Below are 22,056 nucleotides of genomic sequence, written 5' to 3'. Positions count from 1 at the left end.
AGGACGATCACATGCTCGACGAACGCTTCCCAGGTCTGCGCCGCCGCGGCTTCCTCGCCGCCACCGGCGCCGCCTCGCTCGGTGCGCTCGCGCTCACCGGCTGCGGGTCCTCCGACGACGGCTCCGGCACAGGTGCGGGTGACGGCAGACCCAAGCAGGGCGGGCGACTGCGCGCCGCGTTCGCGGGAGGGGGCGCCGGCGAGACGCTGGACCCCCATCTGGGCAATCTGTTCGCTGATGCCGCCCGTGCAAAGGCCCTCTTCGACAAGCTCGCCGACTACGGCGCCGACCTGTCCGCGCAGCCCCGGCTCGCCGAGACATGGGAGCCCAACAAGACCCTCGACCGCTGGCAGATCACCCTGCGCAAGGCCACCTTCCACGACGGCAAGCCGGTCACCGCGCATGACGTGCTCTACAGCTACCGCCGTATCGCCGACCCCGAGCAGGCGTTCCGCGCCAGGGCGTCCCTGGAGCCCATCGACCTCGACGCCAGCCGCGCCACGAGCGAGACGGGCATCGAGTTCGTGCTGAAGCGGCCGACGGCCGAACTCCCCAACATCCTGGCCGCGTTCGGCGCGTACATCGTCCCGGACGGTGCCACCGAGTTCGACGAGAAGCCCATCGGCTCCGGCCCCTTCCGCCTCGTCTCCTTCGCACCCGGCCGCTCGGCCGTCTTCCGCCGCCACGACGACTACTGGGAGGGCGCCCCGCACCTCGACGAACTCGAGATCGTCGTCGCCAACGAGGAGTCCGCGCGCGTCAACGCCCTGCTCGGCGGCCAGGTCGAGTACGCCCACGAACTCAACCCCACCACCGGCCGCGCCCACGAGGGCAAGGGGCAGATCGAGATCGTGCGGCTCCGGGGCAGCGCCATGCAGGGCTTCGCGATGAAGACCGACCGGGCGCCCTTCGACGACAAGCGGGTGCGGCAGGCCTTCTTCCTCATCGCCGACCGGCAGGAACTCGTCGACGGGGCCCTGTCCGGCGCGGGCGAGATCGGCAACGACCTGTTCGGGAAGGGCTACGAGTACTACGCCGACGGCCTTCCGCAGCGCGAGCAGGACCTCGACAAGGCCCGTGCCCTGCTGAAGCAGGCCGGCGCCGAGAAGCTGAAGGTCGGCCTCGACACCTCCGCCGTCGCCGCCGGGTTCACCGAGGCCGCCGGCATTTTCCGCGACCAGGCGGCCAAGGCCGGCGTCACGATCGACGTCAGGATGGGCAGCAAGGACACCTACTGGGCCGACATCCTCGACTCCGGCGTCCTGTGCTGCTACCGCTCCGGTGCCATGCCCATCGAGGCCCACATCTCGCAGCGGCTGCTCAGCGACTCCAGCACCAACGCGACCAAGTGGCAGCACAAGGACTTCGACGCCCTCTACCAGCAGGCGCAGTCCACGCGGGACGAGACCGAGCGGGCCGCCGTGTACGAGCGCATGCAGCGCCGGCTGTACTCCGAGGGCGGCTTCCTGATCTGGGGGTTCGGTGACTGGATCCTCGGAACGGCCAAGAGTGTCAAGGGGGTTGAGAAGAACGCGCCTGCCAACTCGCTGGACTGGGCCCGCTTCGACAGGGTCTGGCTGGCGTGAGCGCGAAACGGTTCGGCAGCGCCCCGAAGGGGCGCGGGGCTGTATCGATATGCGGCTCCGCCGCGGGGCGCGACAAGCCACGACGACGCCGCAGTCGACACACGGCAAACCGCGGCACATCCCTGGTCGCCCGGCGCCTCATCCTCGGCGGAGTCCAAATCGTGGCCGTCGTGCTGCTGGTCTTCGCGCTCACCGAGGCGCTGCCGGGTGACGCCGCGGTCGCCCTCGCCGGCGACCAGCCCGACCCGGCACGCATCGCCGCGATCCGTGCGGCGCTGGACCTGGACCGGCCGGCGCACGAGCGGCTGCTCGACTGGGTGTCCGGGCTGCCGCACGGCGACTTCGGCACCTCCCTCACCTCCGGGCGGCCGGTCGGACAGTACATCGCGGACGGCTTCGGGCCCACCCTGCTGCTGGCCGCCCTCACCCTCGCGCTGCTGATCCCGATCGGCTTCGGGCTCGGTGTGCTGGCCGCCCGGCACGCGGGGCGGCTCGTCGACCGGCTGGTCAGCTCGGTGACGCTCGCGGTGTACGCCGTCCCCGAATTCGCCCTCGGGGTACTCCTGGTAACCGTTTTCGCGCTCCAGCTGCGCTGGCTGCCGCCGACCGCCGTCGGCTACGGCACCGACCTGCTCGCGCACCCGGCCGCACTCGTACTGCCCGTCCTCGTCCTGCTCTCCCGACCGGTCTGCTCCATCGCCCGCCTGGTGCGCGCGGGCATGATCGACGCGCTGGCCTCCCCGTACGCGGCCCACGCACGCCGCTACGGCATCCCGGGCGCCCGCATCCGCTATCTGCACGCCCTGCCCAACGCCCTCGCCCCGGCCACGCAGCAACTCGCCCGCACCGTCGACTGGTTGCTGTGCGGCGTCATCGTCGTCGAGGCCCTGTACGTGATCCCCGGACTCGGCACCGTCCTGCTCAACGCCGTCGCCGAACGCGACGTGCCCGTGGTGCAGGGGCTCGCCGTGGTCTTCGGCGTCCTGACCGTCGTACTGAACCTGGGCGCTGACCTGGTGGCCCATCGGCTCACACCCCGGACGGGGGTGGCCGCGTGAAGGCCCGCCGCTGCACACTCGGCATCGCGGTCATCGCCGTACCCCTCGTCCTCGCCCTCCTGGGACCGCTGTTCGCGGACGAACCGGGAACGCGCGCCGCGTCCTTCACGCTCGGCGACGGGCACTGGCTCGGCACGGACTTCGTGGGCCGGGACGTATGGCAGCAGGTGCTGCACGGCGGACGCCCCGTCGTCCTGACCGCGCTGGCCGCCACCGCCCTCGCGTATCTGGTCGCACTGCCGGTCGGGCTCGTCGGCGCGCTCACCCACCGCCGCTGGCTGGAGGAGACACTGATGCGGCCGCTGGACGTGTTCCTCGCGGTGCCGTCGCTGCTGCTGATCCTGCTGGTGGCGTCCGTGTTCACACCGGGCGCGGCCGGGCTCGCGCTGCTGGTCGCGCTGGTCAACGTGCCCGACGCGGCCAGGATCGTGCGGGCCGCCGCCGGGGAGGCCGCCGCGCGTCCCGCGGTGGAGGCGCTGCGGATGCAGGGGGAGACATGGTGGCGTACGGCAGTCGGATACGTCGGCCGGTCGATGCTGCCCACCCTCGCCGCCGACGCGGGCATCCGGCTCACCGGCGTGCTGTACCTGGTCGCCACGGCCGCGTTCCTCGGTGTCGGTGTGGCGCCGGACGCGGCGGACTGGGCGGTCATGGTGGACCGCAACCGCACCGGACTGTTCGTGCAGCCCTGGGCCGTGGTGGTGCCCGCGCTGCTGATCGTCGCGCTGACGACGGGCAGCAACCTGCTCTTCGACGCGGCGCTGGAGAAGCGGGGCAAGGTATGACGGCCGAGTACGAGACCGGCGCCCCCGTCGCCGAAATCCGCGACCTGCGTGTGGAGACCGACGGCCGGGCGATCGTGGCCGGGGTGAACCTGCGGGTCCTGCCCGGACAGGTGACCGCGCTGGTGGGCGCCTCCGGCAGCGGCAAGACCACGACCGGGCTCGCGCTGCTCGGGGAGTACCCGCCCGCGGCCCGCGTCACCGGCGACGTACGCGTATCAGGGACCGTCGGCCACATCCCGCAGCACCCGGCCGCCGTCCTCAACCCGGCCCGCCGCATCTCGGCGCTCCTCACCGACATCGCCCGCACCCAGGTGCGCGACCTCCCCCGCGGGCAGCGCAGGACCGCCGCCCGCGAACGGGTCCTGCGGGCCCTGTCCGACGCCCAACTCCCGGACCCGGAAGCGATGTTGCGGCGCTACCCGCACCAGCTCTCCGGCGGTCAGCAGCAACGCGTCGTCATCGCGCAGGCCCTTCTGCTCGGCGCCCGTGTGATCGTCGCGGACGAACCCACCACCGGGCAGGACGCGTTGACCAAGAGCCGGATCGTCGACGAACTGGCGGCGGTCGCGGCACGCGGCATCGCGGTCGTGCTGCTCAGCCACGACCTGGACGTGGTGCGCGCGCTCGCCGACGAGGTGCTGGTCATGAAGGCGGGCCGGGTCGTGGAGTCGGGCCCGGCCGAACGGCTGTGGCTCGCCCCCCGGCACGAGTGGACCCGCCGACTCCTCGACACCCGGCCGCCGTCCCCGCGGGAGCGTCCCGCCGAGGACACGACGGAGCCCGTCCTCCGGATCCGCGACCTCACCGCCCGCCACGGCGGGAGCGTCGTCGTGCGGGCACCCCGGCTCACCCTGCACCCCGCTGAGTGCCTGGCCGTCGTGGGCCGCTCCGGCAGCGGCAAGACGACCCTCGCCCGCTGTCTCGCCGGGCTCCACCGCGACCACGAAGGCGTCGTCGCCCTCGACGGCACCCCGCTGCCGCGCAGCCTCCGGCATCGCGACCGGGCCGAGCTCAGGGCGGTGCAGTACGTCTTCCAGGACGCACGGGCCGCCTTCGACGAGTACCGGCCGGTCCTGGACCAGGTCGCCCGGACGGCCGTACGCCTGCGCGGCATCGACCGGCAGACGGCCGAGGAGCAGGCCCTGACCACGCTCACCGGACTCGGCCTCGCACCCGACCAGGCCCGGCGTCGCCCGCCGCGGCTGTCCGGCGGCGAACTCCAGCGTGCGGCTCTGGCCCGTGCGCTGCTCGCCCACCCTCGGGTCCTGATCTGCGACGAGATCACCTCCGGCCTGGACACGGTCACGCGACGCGGCATCCTCGACGTCCTGGAACGGCTCCTGCGCGAGCGCGACGATCTGTCCCTGGTCCTCATCACCCACGACCTGGACACCGCACGTCTGGCCCACCGCATCGCGGTCCTGGACGCGGGGGAACTGGTCGAGCAGGGCCCGGCGGAGCGCGTCCTGACCGCGCCGGAGCACCCGTTCACCGTGTCGCTGATGGAGACGACGGCACGGTTGGAGGCGGAAACGGGCGCTTGAGCCCGATTTGCGGCCCCCGTGCGGCGCGGCCAGCATGTGGAGCCATGGGCCATCGATCCGTACAGCGGCGCCGCGTCGCGACCAGCCTCACCGCGCTGGTCGCCGCCGCGGCCTGCGCCGCCACGCTCGCCTCGTGCAGCGACGACAACGACGACGCCGGCAGCGATACGACGGTCAGCGCACGTCCCTCGGCACCCGACACCGCCTCGTTCTCGGGCACCCTCCCCAGCTCGGTCGAATCCCTGGCCGAGTCCGCCCGGGCCGCGGCGTCGGCCGTCGCCTCCTCCGCCTCCGCACGTGCGTCGGAATTCGAGGCCTCGGTCTCGGCGGAGGTCCAGCGCGCCAACCAGGCCGCCGAACGGGAGCTGAAGGACGTACAGGGACGGGGAAACGCGACGGCCGACGTCTCCCTCACCGGAAAGCCGCGGTCCGAGACGGGCGGTCTGCTCGCCGTCGTCGTCAACATCCGCAACAGCACCGACAGCGCCGCGTCCTACGCCGTCCAGGTCGACTTCCGCAACCCCGACGGAAAGGTCGTCGAAACCCGTTTCGTCGGCGCCGAGGACCTCGAGGCAGGAGGGCGGGCACAGCCGCTCGCCATCAGCCGCAAGCCCCCGGAGCCGGTGCTGACCGCGGAGATCGCCAAGGCGCAGCGCTACTGAAGGCGGCCCTGCCCGTCAACTCCGCCGTCGCCGCGAGCGGCTGATGGCCGATCAGGACCCAACAAAGTCCGACAGGATTGTTGCTTCTGGTGTGTTCGGAACCTAGTGATATGGAACAGGATCCGACGCACGCACCCACTGGGTGCAGCGCACTGTCGTTCTGAGGAAGGTCTCGGTCATGCCGCACCCGCACGCGCACCAGCACTCCTCTCCCGCCGAACGGCCGGTCTTCAGCCGCCGCCGTCTCCTCGAGTCCTCGGCCGCCGTCCTCGGTGCCCTCGCCCTGCCCTCGCCGGCGCAGGCCTCGTCGAGACGCGCGGCGCCGACCGCCACCCCGGAGTGGAACGGCAACATCGCCCTCTTCCGCGTGGGCACCGAGCCGCCGCACACCACCCTCATGCCGTACGCGGACGTGAGACAGGCCCTGGCCGCCGACCGCACCCGCTCGCCGTACCGGCAGAGCCTCGACGGCACGTGGAAGTTCGCCTACGCCGACCGCCCCGACGACCGGGACCCCGACTTCTACCGCACGGACGTCGACGACAAGGACTGGGGCACCCTTCCCGTCCCGTCGGTCTGGCAGATGCACGGCCACGACCGCCCGATCTTCGTCAACATCACCTACCCCTGGTGGGGGCCCAACGGCCTCGGCGAGGAGACGCAGCCGCCCGCGTCGCCGACCCGCTTCAACCCCGTCGGCCAGTACCGGCGTACCTTCACGGTCCCCGGGGGCTGGGCGGGGCGGCGGACCTTCCTGCACTTCGAGGGCGTCAAATCCGCCCACTACGTGTGGATCAACGGCGAGCTCGTGGGCTACCACGAGGACTCCTACACGCCCGCCGAGTACGACATCACCGACCGTCTCAAGCCCGGCACCAACCAGATCGCCGTCGAGGTCTACCGCTTCTCCGACGGCGACTGGCTGGAGGACCAGGACATGATCCGGCTGAGCGGCATCTTCCGCTCGGTCTACCTGTACTCCACCCCGGCCGTGCACCTGCGCGACTTCAAGCTGGACACCCCGCTGAGCGACGACCACACGGCCGCCGAGCTGTCGGTGACGGCGAGCGTGCGGGCGTACGGCATCGTGGGGGAGGGGCGGTACACCGTCGAGACGCAGCTGTACGACGACCGCGGCCATGCCGTCTGGTCGCGGCCCCTGAAACAGACCGTCGATGCCGGAGCGCCCGGCGAGGACGTGACCGTACAGGCCCAAAAGGCCGTACCGGCACCGAAGTTGTGGTCTGCGGAGCACCCGAACCTCTACACCGCCGTCCTGCGGCTGCGGGACCCTGCCGGAACGGTGATCGAAACCCTTTCCCACCGCGTCGGCCTCCGCGAGTTCGCGCTCAAGGACGGGCTGATGCGCATCAACGGCAAGCCCGTCTCCCTCCGCGGCACCAACCGGCACGAGATGCACCCCGACGGCGGCACGGCCGTCACCCGGGCGCACCTGGTCGAGGACATCACGATCATCAAGCGACTCAACATGAACACGGTCCGCACCTCGCACTACCCCAACAACCCGCTGTGGTACGAACTCGCCGACGAATACGGCCTGTACCTCGTCGACGAGACCAACCTCGAGACCCACGGCATCCGCGGCGAGTACCCGGGCAACCACGCCGACTGGAGCGAGGCCTGCGTCGCCCGCGCCCAGAACATGGTCCACCGCGACAAGAACCACGCCTCGGTCGTCATCTGGTCGCTCGGCAACGAGGCGGGCACCGGCAGCACGTTCGTCGCCATGCACGACTGGATCAAGTCGTACGACACCACGCGCGTCGTCCAGTACGAGGGCGACGACCGGCCGACGATCAGCGACATCCGGTCCGAGATGTACGACAGCCCCGCACGCGTCGAGCAGCGGGCCAAGGACACCTCCGACACCCGGCCGTACGTCATGATCGAGTACGCCCACTCGATGGGGAACTCGGTCGGCAACTTCAAGCAGTACTGGGACATCGTCCGCCGGTACGACGTCCTCCAGGGCGGCTGGATCTGGGACTTCGTCGACCAGTCCCTGACCTGGCCCACGCCCGAGCGCACGCTGTTCACCGAGTCCGGGCCCGGCGGGATCAGCGGCGAGATCCTCCCCGCTTCCGGCGCCTTCGACCGGGAGAAGGGAGTCACCGGAGGCACCGTCTTCGCCCGCGACACCGGCCTCGACCTCACCGGCTCGCTGACCCTGGAGGCGTGGGTCACCCCGCACTACACCGGTTACCACCAGCCGATCATCGCCAAGGGCGACACGCAGTACTCCCTCAAGCAGTCGGACCGGACGCTGGAGTTCTTCATCTACGGCGGCGGCCAGTGGATCACCGCGAGCTGGGCCCTGCCGGACGACTGGACCGGCACCGAGCACCACCTCGCCGGCGTCTTCGACGCGGACGCGGGCACGCTGACCCTCCACGTCGACGGTGCGGTGCGGGCCACGCGGACCACCACCCGCCGACCGGGCGGCAACACCGCGCCCCTCGCGCTCGCCACCGACATCGACAACCCGACCCGGGAGTTCAGCGGAACCATCCGGCGGGCCCGGGTGTACGCCCGTGCCCTGAGCGCCGCCGAACTGGCCGACGCGGGCCGCGGTCCCGGTGACGACGGCGTGCGGTTCTGGTTCGACGCCGCCACCGTCGAGGTCACCCGGAAGCGGCCCGAGGAGCGGACGTTCTTCCCCTACGGCGGCGACTGGGGCGACAACCCCAACGACGGGAACTCGACCTCGGACGGCCTCCTCACCGCCGACCGCACCCACACCGGCAAGGCGGCCGAGGTCAGGCAGATCTACCAGGCGGTCAACGCCGCATCGAGCGGCGGCCCGGGAGCGGTCACCCTCACCAACGAGTACCTGTTCACCAACGTCCGTGATTTCGACGGCAGTTGGTCACTCCTCGCCGACGGCAAGGCCGTCCAGCGCGGAAAGCTGACCCGCGCGCAGCTGGACGTACCGCCGCTGTCGGAGAAGGAGATCACCGTGCCGGTACGGCTGCCGGCGGACCCGGCGCCGGGCACGGAGTACTTCCTCCAGCTGTCCTTCACCACCAAGGAAGCCACGAAGTGGGCCAAGGCCGGCTTCGAGGTGGCCAAGCAGCAGCTCCCCGTCGACGCGGGCAGCCCGGCGGTGACCGCGGTGCCGCTGGAACGGGTGCCCGCACTGACCCACGAGGACCGCTCCGACTCGGTGAAGGTGACCGGCGACGGCTTCTCCGTCACCGTCGACAAGGGCAGCGGCCTCATCACGTCGTACGAGGCCGCAGGCGCCCGGCTCATCACCTCCGGGCCCGCGCCGAACTTCTGGCGGGCGCCGACCGACAACGACAGGGGCAACGGCCAGCACACCCGCAACCAGACCTGGCGCGACGCGGGCACCGGCCGCAAGGTCACGGACGTCGGCGTGCGTCAACTCCAGGACAGGGCCGTCGAGATCAAGGTCAGCGGCTCCCTGCCGACGACGGTCGAATCGACGTACACCACCACCTACACCGTTTTCGGAAACGGCGAGATCAAGGTCGACAGCAGTCTGCACCCGGGCGCGTCGAGCCTGCCGTACATCCCGGAGGTCGGCACCCTGCTGTTCCTGCCGGGACGGCTGGACCGGCTGCACTACTACGGGCGCGGCCCCGAGGAGAACCACTGGGACCGCAACGACGGCACCGACGTGGGCCTGTACTCCGGGACCGTCGACGGGCAGCGGACCCGTTACATCCGCCCGCAGGAGAACGGCAACAAGACCGACGTCCGCTGGGTCGCCCTGACGGATGGACGCGGTAGCGGACTCCTCGTCAGCGGCGAACCCCTCGTCGAGTTCAACGCCTCGCACCTCACTCCCGAGGACCTCTCGGTCGGGGCGCGCCACGACTACCAGCTCACCCCGCGCGAGGAGGTCGTCCTGCGCGTGAACCACCGGCAGATGGGCCTGGGCGGCGACACCAGCTGGGGCGCGCACACCCACGACGAGTACAAGCTGTTCGCCGACCGGGACTACGCGTACACCTACCGGCTGCGGCCGATCACCGACGTGGCCGGGGCGACGGCGGCCTCACGGCGTCCGACGGCGACCGAGTAGTCCTCACAGCCGGACACGGGCGGCGACCGGCACATGGTCGCTGCCCGTGTCCGGCAGCGTCCAGATGCGGGTGACCACCGCGTCCCGGGCCAGGATCTGGTCGATCCTGGCCAGCGGGAAGGACGCGGGCCAGCTGAAGGCCAGTCCCTCACGTGGCGCGCTCACCTGGGCGCGCACCGGGTCCAGCCCGCGGTCGTCGACCGTGCCGTTGAGGTCGCCGAGCAGGATCACGTCCGGAAGCGGTTCCGCGTCCAGCGCACGGCCGAGCAGGACCGCGCTCTCGTCCCGGCGTGCCGTGCCGAACCCCGGGCCGAGGCGGACGGAGGGGAGATGCGCGACGAACACCGCGACGGCGCCCGACGGGGTCGCGGCGGTGGCCCGCAGACCGCGGTTCCAGTCCGCCCCGAGGTCGGCCGGCCTGATGTCGACGGCCCGTACGTCGGTGAGCGGATACCGGGACCACAGGCCGACCGTGCCCACGACGGCATGGTGCGGATAGTCGAGGGCCGCCGTGAACTCCCTTGCGTGGGACGGCGTCACCTCTTCGAGGGCGATCAGGTCGGCGTCGGCGCTCAGCAGCGTACGGGCGGTTCCGGCCGGGTCCGGGTTCACGTCGCTGACGTTGTGCTGCACCGCCGTGAGGTCGTACGCCCCGTCCGACCGGGGGAGCAGCAGCCCGCCGAAGAGGGCCAGCCAGGCCGCCAGGGGCGGCAATACGGCGGTCAGCGCGACGGGCGAACGCCGCACCAGTGCCACGCCCGCCAGGACCGGGACGGCCAGACCGAGCCAGGGCAGAAAGGTCTCCAGCAGACTGCCCAGCCTGCCGAACCGATTGGGCACGACGGCGTGAAACGTCAGCACACAGGCGATGAGAACGCTTGCGAACCATGCGCCGCGGGGGCGGAACCAGGTGCTCGTCGTGGGTCTGGTGGGGCTCATAGGTTGCGTACGACGCACAGTCCGACGATCTCGGTTCCCGAGCCCTTCTGCAGCCCTTCCCGTGTCCACTCCAGCGGCCGGTGATCCGCCCGGCCCCAGGGCACGCGAGGTCCATGTCGGATTCTCGCCAGCCACGGGCCGGGCGGTGACCCATGCTGGACGTATGCAGAACGCGATGCAGAACGCGATGCACACCGACTGGGAGCGGTGCGTACGCGCCGTCCAGTCCAAGGACGCGCGCTTCGACGGCTGGTTCTTCACGGCCGTGGTCACCACCCGCATCTACTGCCGGCCCAGCTGCCCCGTCGTGCCGCCCAAGCCGGAGAACATGACCTTCTACCCGAGCGCGGCCGCCTGCCAGCAGGCCGGCTTCCGGGCCTGCAAGCGCTGCCGCCCCGACACCAGCCCCGGCTCGCCGGAGTGGAACCAGCGCGCCGACCTCGTCGCCCGCGCGATGCGGCTGATCGCCGACGGCATCGTGGACCGCGAGGGCGTTCCCGGCCTCGCCACCCGCCTCGGCTACAGCACCCGCCAGGTCGAACGCCAGCTCCTCGCCGAACTGGGCGCGGGCCCCCTCGCGCTCGCCCGCGCCCAACGCGCCCAAACGGCAAGGCTGTTGATCGAGACGACCCCGCTGCCGATGGCGGAGATCGCCTTCGCGGCGGGCTTCTCCTCCATCCGCACCTTCAACGACACCGTGCGTGAGGTCTTCGCCCTGTCCCCGAGCGAGCTGCGTACCCGTGTGCCCGCGTCGCGCGGCGCCCAGGGCACGCCGGGCGTGCTGGCCCTCCGCCTGCCCTTCCGTGCCCCCCTCAACCCGGACAACCTCTTCGGCCACCTCGCGGCCACCGCCGTACCCGGGATGGAGGAGTGGCGGGACGGCGCGTACCGCCGGACGCTCAGGCTGCCGTACGGCCACGGCATCGTCTCGCTGACGCCCGAGCCGGACCACATCGCCTGCCGCCTCACCCTCAGCGATCTGCGTGACCTGCCCGTCGCGATCAGCCGCTGCCGACGCATGCTGGACCTGGACGCCGATCCGGTGGCGGTCGACGAGCAACTCCGCACCGATCCGGTCCTCGCGCCCCTCGTCGACAAGGCCCCCGGCCGCCGCGTCCCGCGCACGGTGGACGAGGCCGAGTTCGCGATCCGCGCGGTCCTCGGCCAACAGGTCTCCACAGCGGCGGCCCGCACCCACGCGGCCCGCCTGGTCACCGCGCACGGCGAGCAGATCGACGACGCGGAGGGCGGCCTGACCCATCTGTTCCCGTCACCGGAGGCGCTGGCGGCGCTGGACCCGCAGTCGCTGGCGATGCCGCGCACGCGTCGTACGACCTTCACCACGCTGGTGACCCAACTGGCCGACGGCACACTGCACTTGGGCGTGGAGAGCGACTGGACGGAAACCCGTGCCCGTCTGCTGTCCCTCCCGGGCTTCGGCCCCTGGACGGTCGACGTCATCGCGATGCGCGCCCTCGGCGACCCCGACGCGTTCCTCCCCACGGACCTCGGAATCCGCCGCGCCGCCCAGGAGTTGGGCCTGCCCTCGACTCCCGCGGCCCTCACGGCACGGGCGTCCGGGTGGGCGCCCTGGCGGGCGTACGCGGTCCAGTACCTGTGGGCGACCGACAGCCACCCGATCAACTTCCTCCCTGTATAAGGACCTTGCAGTGAATCGCAAACAGCACACCGTCATCGACAGCCCGTACGGCCCGCTGACCCTCGTAGCCGAAGACGGCACCCTCTGCGGCCTCTACATGACCGACCAGCGCCACCGCCCACCGCAGGAGTCCTTCGGCTTCGGCCCGCACGACGACGCGGTGTTCGCCGAGACGGAAGAACAACTCGACGCGTATTTCGCGGGCGAGCTGAAGGAGTTCACCCTCGAACTCCGGCTGCACGGCACCCCGTTCCAGCGCACCGTCTGGGACCAACTCCGCAAGATCCCCTACGGCGAGACCCGCTCCTACGGCGACCTCGCCGACGCCCTCGGCAACCCCGGCGCCTCCCGCGCCGTAGGCGTCGCCAACGGCAAGAACCCCATCGGCATCATCGTCCCCTGCCACCGAGTCGTCGGCGCCGACGGCAGCCTCACCGGCTACGGCGGCGGCCTGCAACGCAAGCAGCGGTTGCTGGACTTCGAGGGCGGGGCGGCGCTGTTCTAGGCCCGGCTTGCGGTCGGGCGCTCAAGGCGGACACTGAACAGTAGGGGCTGCTCCCGAGTGAACTCCTGGATCCTGTAAACGGGGAGGTCGGTGGAGGGCCGAGCGATGGTGGAGACCCCTGCCTGGAGCATTCCCGACGAAGACGGAGACGTCGCAGGGACAAGAAAGTCCTCATGGCATCAACGCGCCTCCGCCTACGTCGCCGAGCTCCAGGGCGAGCTGCACACGCTCGAAGCGCGCGGCGAACTGTCGGACGAGGGAAGGCTCTTGGTCAAGAAGGCCAAAGTCCAGCTCGGGGCTGCCCGGCAGGCGCTCAACAGCAGGGATACGCCACTGTCCCTGCTCTCCGGCTCCGCAATGGACCGGGCCTGGGCCAATATCCACCGGGCAGAAGTGAGCATCCTGAAGCTGGCCGGTGAAGCGGACCTCGTGTGGTGGGGGACCGAAGTACTTGCACGCGCCAAGCAGCACCTGGGTGACGAAGATCCGCTGAGGAACGAGCTGGAGGCACAGGTCCAGTCGAACGGGCAGCACGTCGGCCCCCAGTTCAGAGAACTCGCCGTACGGGCGTTGCGTGCGGCCAATGACGCACAGGACCTGGAGAGGGCGAGGGCACGAAGCTTCCGCAACATACTGCTGACTTCCGTGCTGCTCACCGGCATGATTGCCGGACTGCTCGTGCTCTGGGGATACGTCGAGCCGGCCGCAATAGCGGAAAAACTCTGCTTCGATTCGCAGGACGACGGCCGTTTCTGCCCGATCGGCAAGGAAGCGGCAGGCGGCGATGTCCTCATCGTGGAGTTCTTCGGATTGTGCGGAGCGGCCTTGGCGGGAGCCGTTTCCTTGCGCCATATGCAGGGCACGGCAACGCCCTACATGGTGCCCATCTGCCTGTTGCTGCTGCGATTGCCGATCGGTGCCTTGGCCGCCGTGTTCGGCCTGCTGGTCATCCAGGGCGGATTCGTGCCGGGACTTTCGGATCTGGACAGCGGTGCACAAGTCCTTGCGTGGGCGCTCATGTTCGGCATTGCGCAGGAAACCGTGACACGCCTCGTCGACCAACAGGGCAAGAAGGTGCTGGGAAACGTCAGGGGACCGTCACGCGGCTTCGAGGACGAGGACGATCCCGAGAACGGATAGGACGGCAACGGAGATCGACCCCGAGGACCTACGCATCGCCTTGACTGTTCAGCAGGTTCAGCAATGCCGGCAGCGAGGTGCCGATCGGCTCCCGGATCACCTCGTCGGCGAGTTCGTCGTACGGCGTCGGCTCCGCGTTGACGATGAGGAGCCGTGCGCCGTGGTCGGCGGCGACGCCGGCGAGCCCGGCGGCGGGCTGCACCTGAAGGCTCGTTCCGACGGCGATGAACACCTGACTGGCCTTGCTGATCGCGAGGGCCTCGCCGAGGACGACGGGGTCCAGCCGTTCGCCGAACATGACGGTCGCCGACTTGAGGATCCCGCCGCACTCCAGACACGGCGGATCCTCCTCCCCGGCCTCGACCCGGGCGAGGGCATCTTCCATGGGGCCGCGGGCATCGCATCCGGTGCACACGACACTCCGCGCGCTGCCGTGCAGTTCCAGCACCTTGCGGGCGGGCATCCCGGCGAGCTGGTGCAGCCCGTCGACGTTCTGTGTGATGACCCGCACCGGCACACCCGACTTCTCCAGCCCGGCAACGGCCCGGTGCGCCGCGTTGGGCTCGGCCTTGAGCGTCCGGTTCTTCCGCCGCATCTGCCACGACCGTCGCCGGATCTCCGGATCACCCATGTAGTACTCGTACGTCACCAGCTTCTCGGCCTCCGGATCCCGCCGCCACAGCCCGTTCGGGCCGCGGTAGTCGGGGATCCCCGAGTCGGTGGAGATACCGGCGCCACTGAGGATCGCTACGAGAGGCCTGTCCATGGGGCGAGGGTAGGTCGCCCGCACTGCTCGGGGCGAGCAGATTTTCAGGGCTGCGGAGATCAACCTTCGACGCCGTGAGGATCGAGATCGCCGTGAGGACCTAGGGGGCTGTGACGGGCCGGAGACGGGGGCGAGTGAGGACGCGGCGGCCGCCGCCTTGGCCGCTGTCTGCGCTTCGGGCGTGGGCAGCCGATACGGCTGGCCGGGTCTTGGACGCATCGAGCGAGTCTTGGAGAAGCCTTGGCTGGCCGGTGACCTGCACGGACGGTTGATTCCAGTTGGCGTTGGCAGGCTGATGTCCAGGACGACGATTACTGGATAAAGTCGTTTTATCACGACTGGTTGCGGGGGTAATCAGAGTTCGGTCGGCGCTGCCGACGTCCTGGGGAGGGCCTGAGCGCATGAGTCGTCGCTCTGCTGGTTTTGTCAGTAATTGGGCCGAGGTGCAGCGTCAGCATCAGCGTCAGATCGAGGCCGAGCAAAGGCACCGTCGGGAAGAGGCTCTGCAGGCGCGGGCACGCCAACAACTTGCAGTTCGGGGGTACAAGGAGTACCGGCAGGCGGAAGCCAGGCTGAGGTCGGAGGGCCTGGACGCGCAGGTCGCGATCTTGCGAGGGCTTTTGACAGCAGGTTGTCAAGTCCCGGCCTTCAGGGCGTCGTCACTGATGCGAGTGGCGGAAGTTTCCCCGTTCGACCCAGGGCAGCTCGCCTGGCCCGTACGCATGCCGGATCCGAGCCAGTACCAGGCCCTGGGCGGCTGGACGGCCAGCCGGCGTGCACAAGCGCAGGCTGAGGCGCGGTCTCGCTTTGAGCGCGACTTGCACGCGGCACAGGCTGCCGAAGCGCAGCGACAGCAACAGTTGGCCACCTTGCAGCAGGACTACGAACAGAGGGCTGAGGCTCAGCGAGCCGAGGTCCGCCAGCACAATGCCGGCATCACCGAGGCGACCGACGGAGTCAGACGGGGCGACCCTGAATCCGTGGTCGAGTACTTTTCGGCTGCCCTCTATTCGTCGACTGCCTGGCCCGAAGGCTTCCCACGGCAGGTGGCGGCGGCCTTCGACTCGGCGGCCCGGCAGTTGGTCCTGGACTGGGAGCTGCCCGGGTACGACGTTGCCCCGGGAGCGAAGTCAGTGAGGTACGTGCCAGCCCAGGACCAGGACAAGGAAACGGCGCGTCCGGTAACTCAGCGCCGGGCGTTGTACCGAGAGGTGTTGGCGCAGAGCGTGCTGCTGGTCCTGCATCAGCTTTTCACTGCGGACGAGTACGGCATCCTCGACTCGGTGGCTCTGAACGGTTTCGTGGACGCCCACGATCCTGCGACAGGCAGGCAAGCCCACATCTTTCTGGCGACCGTCATGGCTCGGCGAGCGGCTTTCACCGGTTTGCATCTGGAACAGGTGGACGCGACCAGTTGCCTGACAGAGGCGTTGAGAGGACAGCTAGCCACTCGGCCCGATCAACTCACTTCCTTACGGCCGAGCCGACAGCTCTCGGACGTCGGAAATCGTGTCATAACTCATGGCAGCGACGAGGAGCCGGACCTGTACGAGATGGACCCCATCGCCTTCGAGTCCCTCGTTGCCGACCTGTTCCGCGCCATGGGGATGCAGGCCGTCACGACGCAGCGCTCGAACGATGGGGGTGTGGATGTCGACGCGCTGGACCCGACGCCCATTCGAGGCGGCAAGATCGTCGTTCAGGTAAAGCGCTACCGCAACACCGTCCCGCCCACCGCAGTGCGCGACCTGTTCGGCACGGTCCAGGACGTCGGCGCCAACAAGGGTGTTCTGGTGACCACGTCGGGCTTCGGCCCCGGCTCGCACACGTTCGCCCGTGGCAAGCCCCTGGAGTTGATCTCAGGTAGCGAACTCGTCGATCTCCTGCACCGCCACGGGCTCCGTGGACGGCTGGGGGAGGGAGGGCGGCCGGCCTCTGCGCAGCCAACGCCGCCCGCTCCCGCGGCTCTGCCCGATGACTACAACACGCTGGGTATGACATGGTTCGGCAATGTCGCGTTGGACGTCTGCGCCCTGGTCTGCCGCGGCAACCGGGTCCTCAGCGAAGACCACTTCGTCTTCTTCAACAACCCGCAGACCCCGGACGGCTCGGTACGCGCAGTGCCGGCTGTGGCGCCGGACAAGGCAGCTATCCGTGTCTCCTTCGACGCGTTGCCCGAGGGCGCTGATCGGTTCGTACTGGTGGCTGCCGTCGACCCGGAGGCGAACCCGGATGCTGATCTCTCTGGGTTCACTGATGCCCGTATCCGCTTGCTGGACCCGGCGATGACCGAACTCGGCTGCCTGGAGGTCTCCGACGGCCGCTCTGGCGAGACGGCGCTGGTGCTCGGCTCCTTCAGGCACAGGCCCAGTGGCGACTGGGACTTCGTGCTGGGTGGGATGGGATACACGGGAGGCCTGGAGCAACTTGTTCAGGACTACGGCATCGAAGTCGATTGACGGCGGCACTCGCGCCATGAGTATTGCCGGGCATGCCGACAGATGGATGCTTGGGCGCAGCTGAATGGTGTAGAGGAGATGTCGCTGCCGCTGGCGGTCATGAAATCTGCGACCAGCAGACGCGCTCATCGACGCGGGCGTGGCATCACGGCGCATCGTGCAGATCCAGGGGATCGGTGGTGAGGTGGAGACCGCCGTCCTGCGGGTGCTCGGTGCTGGGCGTGGACGGCAGGGCCTCGTGCCGCGATTCACCAAGAACGCCCCTGCCGCAAGCTGAGGCTCCTCGGTTGTCCTTTCCGAGGTGGAGCGCTCGACCTTGGCGGTCCTGGCGAAGGCCGAGACATCGGCTACGGAGGAGGCCGGACATGCTCGGTGTCAACAATCCCGCTCCGGCGGTCGGTAAGCGATCGGTGCTTCCTCCGCTGTGATCTCCCCGGCGTCTCCGGAAACGCACATGTGATTTCGGCGCCGCCAGTGGCGTTGACGGACGTACGGCTCACCCCTTCTGCGCGCGGCGCATTGTGGTGGGGAATGTCGGATGCTGTGCAGGTCGCGCTATGGCTGTCGCGGCTAGAATGAATTTTCCGTCTAGTCCCAACGGGGGTGGGATCATGGCGAGTTATCCAAATAGTTCAGGTCCCCAGCTCACATTCATCCGCCCGGCGCACCTGAATGGTCCTCCTCTACGCCTCACTGGCATCCGGTCAGTTCTGGGCCGGGATCCGGGCTGCGACATACGGATCGATGATCCGTATGTGAGCGGCAGACACGCCATGCTGAGCCGCTCGGGACGGGACGTGGTGTTGGAGGATCTCGGTTCCGCCAACGGCACTTTGGTGAACGACCGCCCTCTTCAGGTTCCCTGGACGCTGTGCCACGGTGACGTGCTCACCTTTGGAAATGTGAGCGTCAAGTACGAGTGCCACGACGATGCCCCGCACAGACGCGAGACCGTGCAGGGCACCGCTCTGATGCCGGCAGTGAGTCGTGCTCCTCGATTCGACGTGGGTCAGCAGCACGGCGCGAACATCAACAACGTTGGTGGGCACCAATATGTCGATCAACGGCAGGAGAGCTTCCTGCGTCAGATCGCCGCAGCCCGCACCAGGGCCCGAAGGCTCATTCTGCTCGGCCTGTTGCTTTTCTTGGGCGGCTTTGCTGTCTTCGCGTGGGGAGTCCTGCGGTTCATGGGTCGTATAGGTGATCCCATACCCGAAGATCCCAACCAGTGGCCGCAGCCGGGAGATATGTTCGGCAGCGAGATCAACGGCATACCGGTGTTCCTTCTCGGCTGGGCCGCTGCACTCGCCGGTGTCTTCCTGATGGCAATCGGGCTGGTGATGCACATCATCGCTGCGGCCCGTCACCGCTCCTTCGATGCGGTCTCGCGCCGCTACTGACGCACGGGAAAGGACCTCCAGTGACCTTCAACATCGGCAGCCAACAAGGCAACATCAACAATGTCGCCGGTAACCAGACCATCCATGGGGGCCAGCACGGGGACTTCACTGCTGTGACGGATCCGCAGGCCTTGCTCGGACCATTGCGCGCGGAGCTCGACCGCCTTGGCCTCCCGCTTCATGTGGCCAGTCAGGTGAACGGTGAGGTTGCTTCACTCGGTGCCGAACTTGGCTCTCCGTCTCCAGATCGCCCCACCGTTGCCCAACGGTTGGTTCAGATCGTCAGGTTGGTGACCACCGCAGGCGCTGTGGTGACCGCCGGTGGGGCACTCGCAGGGGTACTGTCCTCGTTTGCGGCCTGGTTGGGCCCGATCGGTGAGCCTGTTCTCCGCGCCATCGCGCAGTAGCGCTCCGCAGCTCTCCCGGCTGATCGTGTCGAGTCTTGTCGAATCTTCAGTTGCCATTCGGCCCTGTCGATTGCTTGCTGTCGTAAGCGAGTCGCCTGTCGGGCCGCCTACTGGCCTGGTTCAGCCCACCCGATGACCGTTCTCCAACTCCGCCGTGCCCGACCCGTCCGCGAGGACCTCCAGGGCGGTCAGGACGCGGCGGCCCAGGGCGCCCGGGAGGTACTCGGGGAGCTCGTCATGCGGTACCAGGCGCCAGGAGAGGAGTTCTTCCTCCTGGAGGCGGATCGACTTGAGGTCGTTCTCGGTGAGGACGTCGCCGTCGTACAGATACGAGACGAGCGGTGGGCGGCCCGCCCCGTGTACCCAGTCCACCGCGAGCAGGCGGCCGAGTTCGATGTCGAGGCCGATCTCCTCGGCCGTCTCGCGGCGGGCGCCCTGGCGTGGGGTCTCGCCGTCGTCGGACTCGATCGTGCCGCCCGGAAGTGCCCAGCCCTCACGGTAGTTGGGCTCGACGAGCAGCACCCGGCCCTCGGTGTCGCGGAAGAGGGCGGCGGCTCCGGCGAGGACGCGGGGCAGGCCCGCGATGTACGTGGCGAAGTCTGGAGTGGTCACCCGGGAAGGGTATCCAGCTGCCGCAGCCGCCCCCTGATCCTCACTCGCTGTCGGCCAGCCGCACCGTCCGCTCCGCCAGTTCGCTGATCCGCACCCCGTCGAAGCCGAACACCGCACTGCGGACGGTGTCCTCCAGCGGGTCCTTCCACTGGTCCGGGATCGCCTCCGCGCCGGTCAGCACGCCGGCCACCGAGCCCGCGGTCGCGCCGTTGGAGTCGGTGTCCAGGCCGCCGCGGACGGTGAGGGTGATGGTGCGGGTGAAGTCGCCGTCGCCGTACAGGAGCCCGGCCGTGAGGACGGCGGCGTTCGGGACGGTGTGGATCCAGCCCAGCCCCGCGGTCTCCTCGGACACGGTCGTCAGCGTGTCCTCCCAGGTCATCCGGGTGTCGTGCAGCGAGACGACCCGGCGTACGGTACGCGCCAGCCGGCAGCTGCCGGGGATCATGGCCAGCGCCTCGTCCACGGCGTGCCGCACCGTGGACGCCGTGAACGCCGCCGAGATCAGCGCGGCCGCCCACATCGCGCCGTACACGCCGTTGCCGGTATGGGACAGCACCGCGTCCCGGCGGGCGAGGGAGGAGGCCCGGCGGGGGACACCGGGGCAGGTCCAGCCGTAGATGTCGGCACGGATGAGGGCGCCGATCCACTCCTGGTACGGGTTGTCGTAGGTGGCGGTCAACGGAGGCTTGAGGCCGTTGGCGAGGTTCCGGTACGCCGCCCGCTCGGCGGTGAAGGTCTGAAGGTACGGCAGCCGCAGCAGCCACAGGTCGCCGACCTGCTCGGTGCTGAAGCCGAAGCCGTGGGTCTCCAGGAGGTCGAGGCCGAGGATCGCGTAGTCGACGTCGTCGTCGCGGCAGCTGCCGTGGATGCGGCCGCGGACGCACTGGCGCCATTCGGGGCGCAGCTCGAAGCCGTCGCTCTCGTCGACGGGCGCGGGCAGATAGTCGGTCAGGGGCAGGGCGGCGGCCTGCCGCAGATAGCGATCGATACGGTCCCGCGTCCACAGGTCGCCCTGCTCGACCGGTTTGCCGAGCATGTTGCCCGCGATCCGGCCCAGCCAGCCCCCGAGGATGCGGTCGCCGAGCTCTTGCTCAGTGCCCACAGGGGTCATAGCACCGGTCTACCCAATTCCGGCGGCGGCCGCGCGGGGTTCGGCCGACTCGCACAGCGGGTTGCCGGTGGCGTCCCAGGCTCCGGTCGGGGCATGACGGCGGGGGCTTCCTCCGGTTAAGGTCACAGCGGCGCGACTGGTCTTGACATGTGCGAGGCCCGTAGAGCAAGGGGAAGCAAAAGTGGCGAACGCTCCAGGCAAGGGGACCCAGCGGGTCCTCATCGCCGCGGACAAGTTCAAGGGGTCGCTGACGGCCGTGCAGGTCGCCGAGCGGGTGACGGCCGGGCTGCGCCGGGTCGCGCCGAACGCCGAGGTCGAGGCGCTGCCGGTCGCCGACGGCGGCGACGGGACGGTCGACGCGGCGGTCGCCGCCGGGTTCGAGCGGCATGAGGTACGGGTCGCGGGCCCCCTCGGAAACGAGGTGACGGCCGCGTTCGCGCTGCGCGGTGACACCGCGGTCGTGGAGATGGCGGAGGCCAGCGGGTTGCAGCGGCTGCCGGCGGGCGTCTTCGCCCCGCTGACGGCATCGACGTACGGCTCCGGCGAACTACTGAGGGCCGCGCTGGACGCGGGCGCCCGCACGATCGTGTTCGGCGTCGGCGGCAGCGCGACCACCGACGGCGGCGCGGGGATGCTGTCCGCGCTGGGCGCGCGCTTCCTGGACGTGGACGGGGAGCCCGTGTCCCCGGGCGGCGGCGGACTGACCGACCTGGCCTCGGCCGACCTCTCGGACCTGGACCCGCGCCTCGCCCAGGTCGAGCTGGTGCTCGCCAGCGACGTCGACAATCCGCTGACCGGCCCGAAGGGCGCACCGGCGGTGTACGGCCCGCAGAAGGGCGCCGCCCCGGACGACGTCGAGGCGCTGGACGAGGCCCTCGCGCACTACGCCGTGACCCTGGAGGCGGCGATCGGCCCGAAGGCGGCCGAGTACGCCGCCTCGCCCGGCGCGGGCGCGGCCGGCGGCATCGGCTACGGCGCACTGCTCGTCGGAGCCCGCTTCCGCCCCGGCATCGAGGTCATGCTCGACGTCCTCGGCTTCGCCCCCGCCCTGGACCGCGCCGACCTGGTGATCACCGGCGAGGGCTCCCTCGACGAGCAGACCCTGCACGGCAAGGCCCCGGCCGGGGTCGCCGCTGCGGCACGCGCCGAGGGCAAGGAAGTCGTCGCCGTGTGCGGCCGCCTCGCCCTCCAGCCGGAGGCCCTCGGCCGAGCCGGTATCCGCCGCGCCTACCCGCTGACCGACGTCGAGCCGGACGTGGCCAAGTGCATCGCCGACGCCGGACCGATCCTGGAACGGGTCGCGGAGAACATCGCCCGGGACTTCTTGAGCTGAGGCCCATACGGCGGATCACG

At 69.9% G+C, this 22,056-nt stretch carries 18 protein-coding genes; 14 read left to right on the top strand and 4 right to left on the bottom strand.

The window, feature by feature from the left end; genetic code table 11:
- Nucleotides 1-11: 11 nt before the first annotated feature.
- The 6 genes from ACIHFB_RS17525 (at nt 12) to ACIHFB_RS17500 (ending at nt 9,704) form a co-directional block, all read left to right on the top strand.
- Nucleotides 12-1,586 carry an ABC transporter substrate-binding protein gene (locus ACIHFB_RS17525; RefSeq protein ID WP_400127257.1) on the top strand — a complete coding sequence of 525 codons (1,575 nt, stop codon included), beginning with the start codon at nt 12-14 and terminating at the stop codon, nt 1,584-1,586.
- Between the two features lie 122 nt (nt 1,587-1,708).
- Complete coding sequence (locus tag ACIHFB_RS17520) at nt 1,709-2,644, top strand: ABC transporter permease (protein ID WP_400127554.1); 936 nt, start codon at nt 1,709-1,711, stop codon at nt 2,642-2,644.
- Nucleotides 2,641-3,429 (top strand): ABC transporter permease, encoded by a 789-nt coding sequence (locus ACIHFB_RS17515; protein ID WP_400127256.1) that lies wholly within the window; start codon nt 2,641-2,643, stop codon nt 3,427-3,429. The genes ACIHFB_RS17520 and ACIHFB_RS17515 overlap by 4 nt, the downstream gene beginning before the upstream one ends.
- Nucleotides 3,426-4,973 carry an ABC transporter ATP-binding protein gene (locus ACIHFB_RS17510; protein WP_400127255.1) on the top strand — a complete coding sequence of 516 codons (1,548 nt, stop codon included), beginning with the start codon at nt 3,426-3,428 and terminating at the stop codon, nt 4,971-4,973. Before ACIHFB_RS17515 ends, ACIHFB_RS17510 begins: the two co-directional genes overlap by 4 nt.
- Before the next feature lie 44 nt (nt 4,974-5,017).
- Nucleotides 5,018-5,635: a hypothetical protein gene (locus tag ACIHFB_RS17505; protein WP_400127254.1), complete on the top strand. Its 618-nt coding sequence runs from the start codon at nt 5,018-5,020 to the stop codon at nt 5,633-5,635.
- 178 nt (nt 5,636-5,813) lie between these two features.
- Nucleotides 5,814-9,704, top strand: coding sequence for a glycoside hydrolase family 2 TIM barrel-domain containing protein (locus ACIHFB_RS17500; RefSeq protein ID WP_400127253.1), 3,891 nt, complete (start codon nt 5,814-5,816; stop codon nt 9,702-9,704).
- A gap of 3 nt (nt 9,705-9,707) precedes the next feature.
- Here ACIHFB_RS17500 and ACIHFB_RS17495 read toward each other — a convergent pair whose 3' ends face one another.
- Nucleotides 9,708-10,643 (bottom strand): endonuclease/exonuclease/phosphatase family protein, encoded by a 936-nt coding sequence (locus ACIHFB_RS17495; protein ID WP_365273865.1) that lies wholly within the window; start codon nt 10,641-10,643, stop codon nt 9,708-9,710.
- 187 nt (nt 10,644-10,830) lie between these two features.
- On the opposite strand from ACIHFB_RS17495, the gene ACIHFB_RS17490 reads away from it, so the two are divergent.
- The 3 genes from ACIHFB_RS17490 (at nt 10,831) to ACIHFB_RS17480 (ending at nt 13,948) form a co-directional block, all read left to right on the top strand.
- On the top strand, nt 10,831-12,303 hold the full coding sequence (locus ACIHFB_RS17490) for an AlkA N-terminal domain-containing protein (protein WP_400127553.1): 1,473 nt from the start codon (nt 10,831-10,833) through the stop codon (nt 12,301-12,303).
- A gap of 10 nt (nt 12,304-12,313) precedes the next feature.
- A complete protein-coding gene (locus tag ACIHFB_RS17485; protein WP_365273862.1) occupies nt 12,314-12,808 on the top strand; it encodes a methylated-DNA--[protein]-cysteine S-methyltransferase in 495 nt (164 codons plus the stop codon).
- Nucleotides 12,809-12,913: 105 nt separating this feature from the next.
- Nucleotides 12,914-13,948: a hypothetical protein gene (locus ACIHFB_RS17480; RefSeq protein ID WP_365273859.1), complete on the top strand. Its 1,035-nt coding sequence runs from the start codon at nt 12,914-12,916 to the stop codon at nt 13,946-13,948.
- A gap of 28 nt (nt 13,949-13,976) precedes the next feature.
- Here the strand turns inward: ACIHFB_RS17480 and ACIHFB_RS17475 are convergent, their stop codons facing one another.
- A complete protein-coding gene (locus ACIHFB_RS17475) occupies nt 13,977-14,714 on the bottom strand; it encodes a Sir2 family NAD-dependent protein deacetylase (RefSeq protein ID WP_365273856.1) in 738 nt (245 codons plus the stop codon).
- A gap of 401 nt (nt 14,715-15,115) precedes the next feature.
- Here ACIHFB_RS17475 and ACIHFB_RS17470 point away from each other — a divergent pair, with 401 nt between their 5' ends.
- From ACIHFB_RS17470 to ACIHFB_RS17455, 4 genes are all read left to right on the top strand, one after another.
- Nucleotides 15,116-17,173, top strand: coding sequence for a restriction endonuclease (locus tag ACIHFB_RS17470; protein ID WP_400127252.1), 2,058 nt, complete (start codon nt 15,116-15,118; stop codon nt 17,171-17,173).
- Nucleotides 17,174-17,312: 139 nt separating this feature from the next.
- Complete coding sequence (locus ACIHFB_RS17465) at nt 17,313-17,450, top strand: hypothetical protein (RefSeq protein ID WP_400127251.1); 138 nt, start codon at nt 17,313-17,315, stop codon at nt 17,448-17,450.
- 280 nt (nt 17,451-17,730) lie between these two features.
- Nucleotides 17,731-18,573: an FHA domain-containing protein gene (locus ACIHFB_RS17460; RefSeq protein WP_400127250.1), complete on the top strand. Its 843-nt coding sequence runs from the start codon at nt 17,731-17,733 to the stop codon at nt 18,571-18,573.
- A gap of 20 nt (nt 18,574-18,593) precedes the next feature.
- Nucleotides 18,594-18,980: a hypothetical protein gene (locus ACIHFB_RS17455; protein ID WP_400127249.1), complete on the top strand. Its 387-nt coding sequence runs from the start codon at nt 18,594-18,596 to the stop codon at nt 18,978-18,980.
- Between the two features lie 120 nt (nt 18,981-19,100).
- On the opposite strand, the gene ACIHFB_RS17450 is transcribed toward ACIHFB_RS17455, so the two are convergent.
- The gene (locus ACIHFB_RS17450) at nt 19,101-19,592 is read right to left on the bottom strand and encodes an NUDIX hydrolase (RefSeq protein ID WP_365273850.1); all 492 of its coding nucleotides are present in this window, start codon (nt 19,590-19,592) and stop codon (nt 19,101-19,103) included.
- A gap of 40 nt (nt 19,593-19,632) precedes the next feature.
- The gene (locus tag ACIHFB_RS17445; protein ID WP_365273847.1) at nt 19,633-20,703 is read right to left on the bottom strand and encodes an ADP-ribosylglycohydrolase family protein; all 1,071 of its coding nucleotides are present in this window, start codon (nt 20,701-20,703) and stop codon (nt 19,633-19,635) included.
- Nucleotides 20,704-20,884: 181 nt separating this feature from the next.
- Here ACIHFB_RS17445 and ACIHFB_RS17440 point away from each other — a divergent pair, with 181 nt between their 5' ends.
- Nucleotides 20,885-22,036: a glycerate kinase gene (locus ACIHFB_RS17440; RefSeq protein ID WP_365273844.1), complete on the top strand. Its 1,152-nt coding sequence runs from the start codon at nt 20,885-20,887 to the stop codon at nt 22,034-22,036.
- Nucleotides 22,037-22,056 lie beyond the last annotated feature (20 nt).

The sequence above is a fragment of the Streptomyces sp. NPDC051963 genome (genome assembly GCF_044593495.1).
GTDB lineage: Bacteria > Actinomycetota > Actinomycetes > Streptomycetales > Streptomycetaceae > Streptomyces.
The sequence above is the reverse complement of the archived record's forward strand: the minus strand, read 5'-3'. Positions and strand labels throughout refer to the sequence as shown.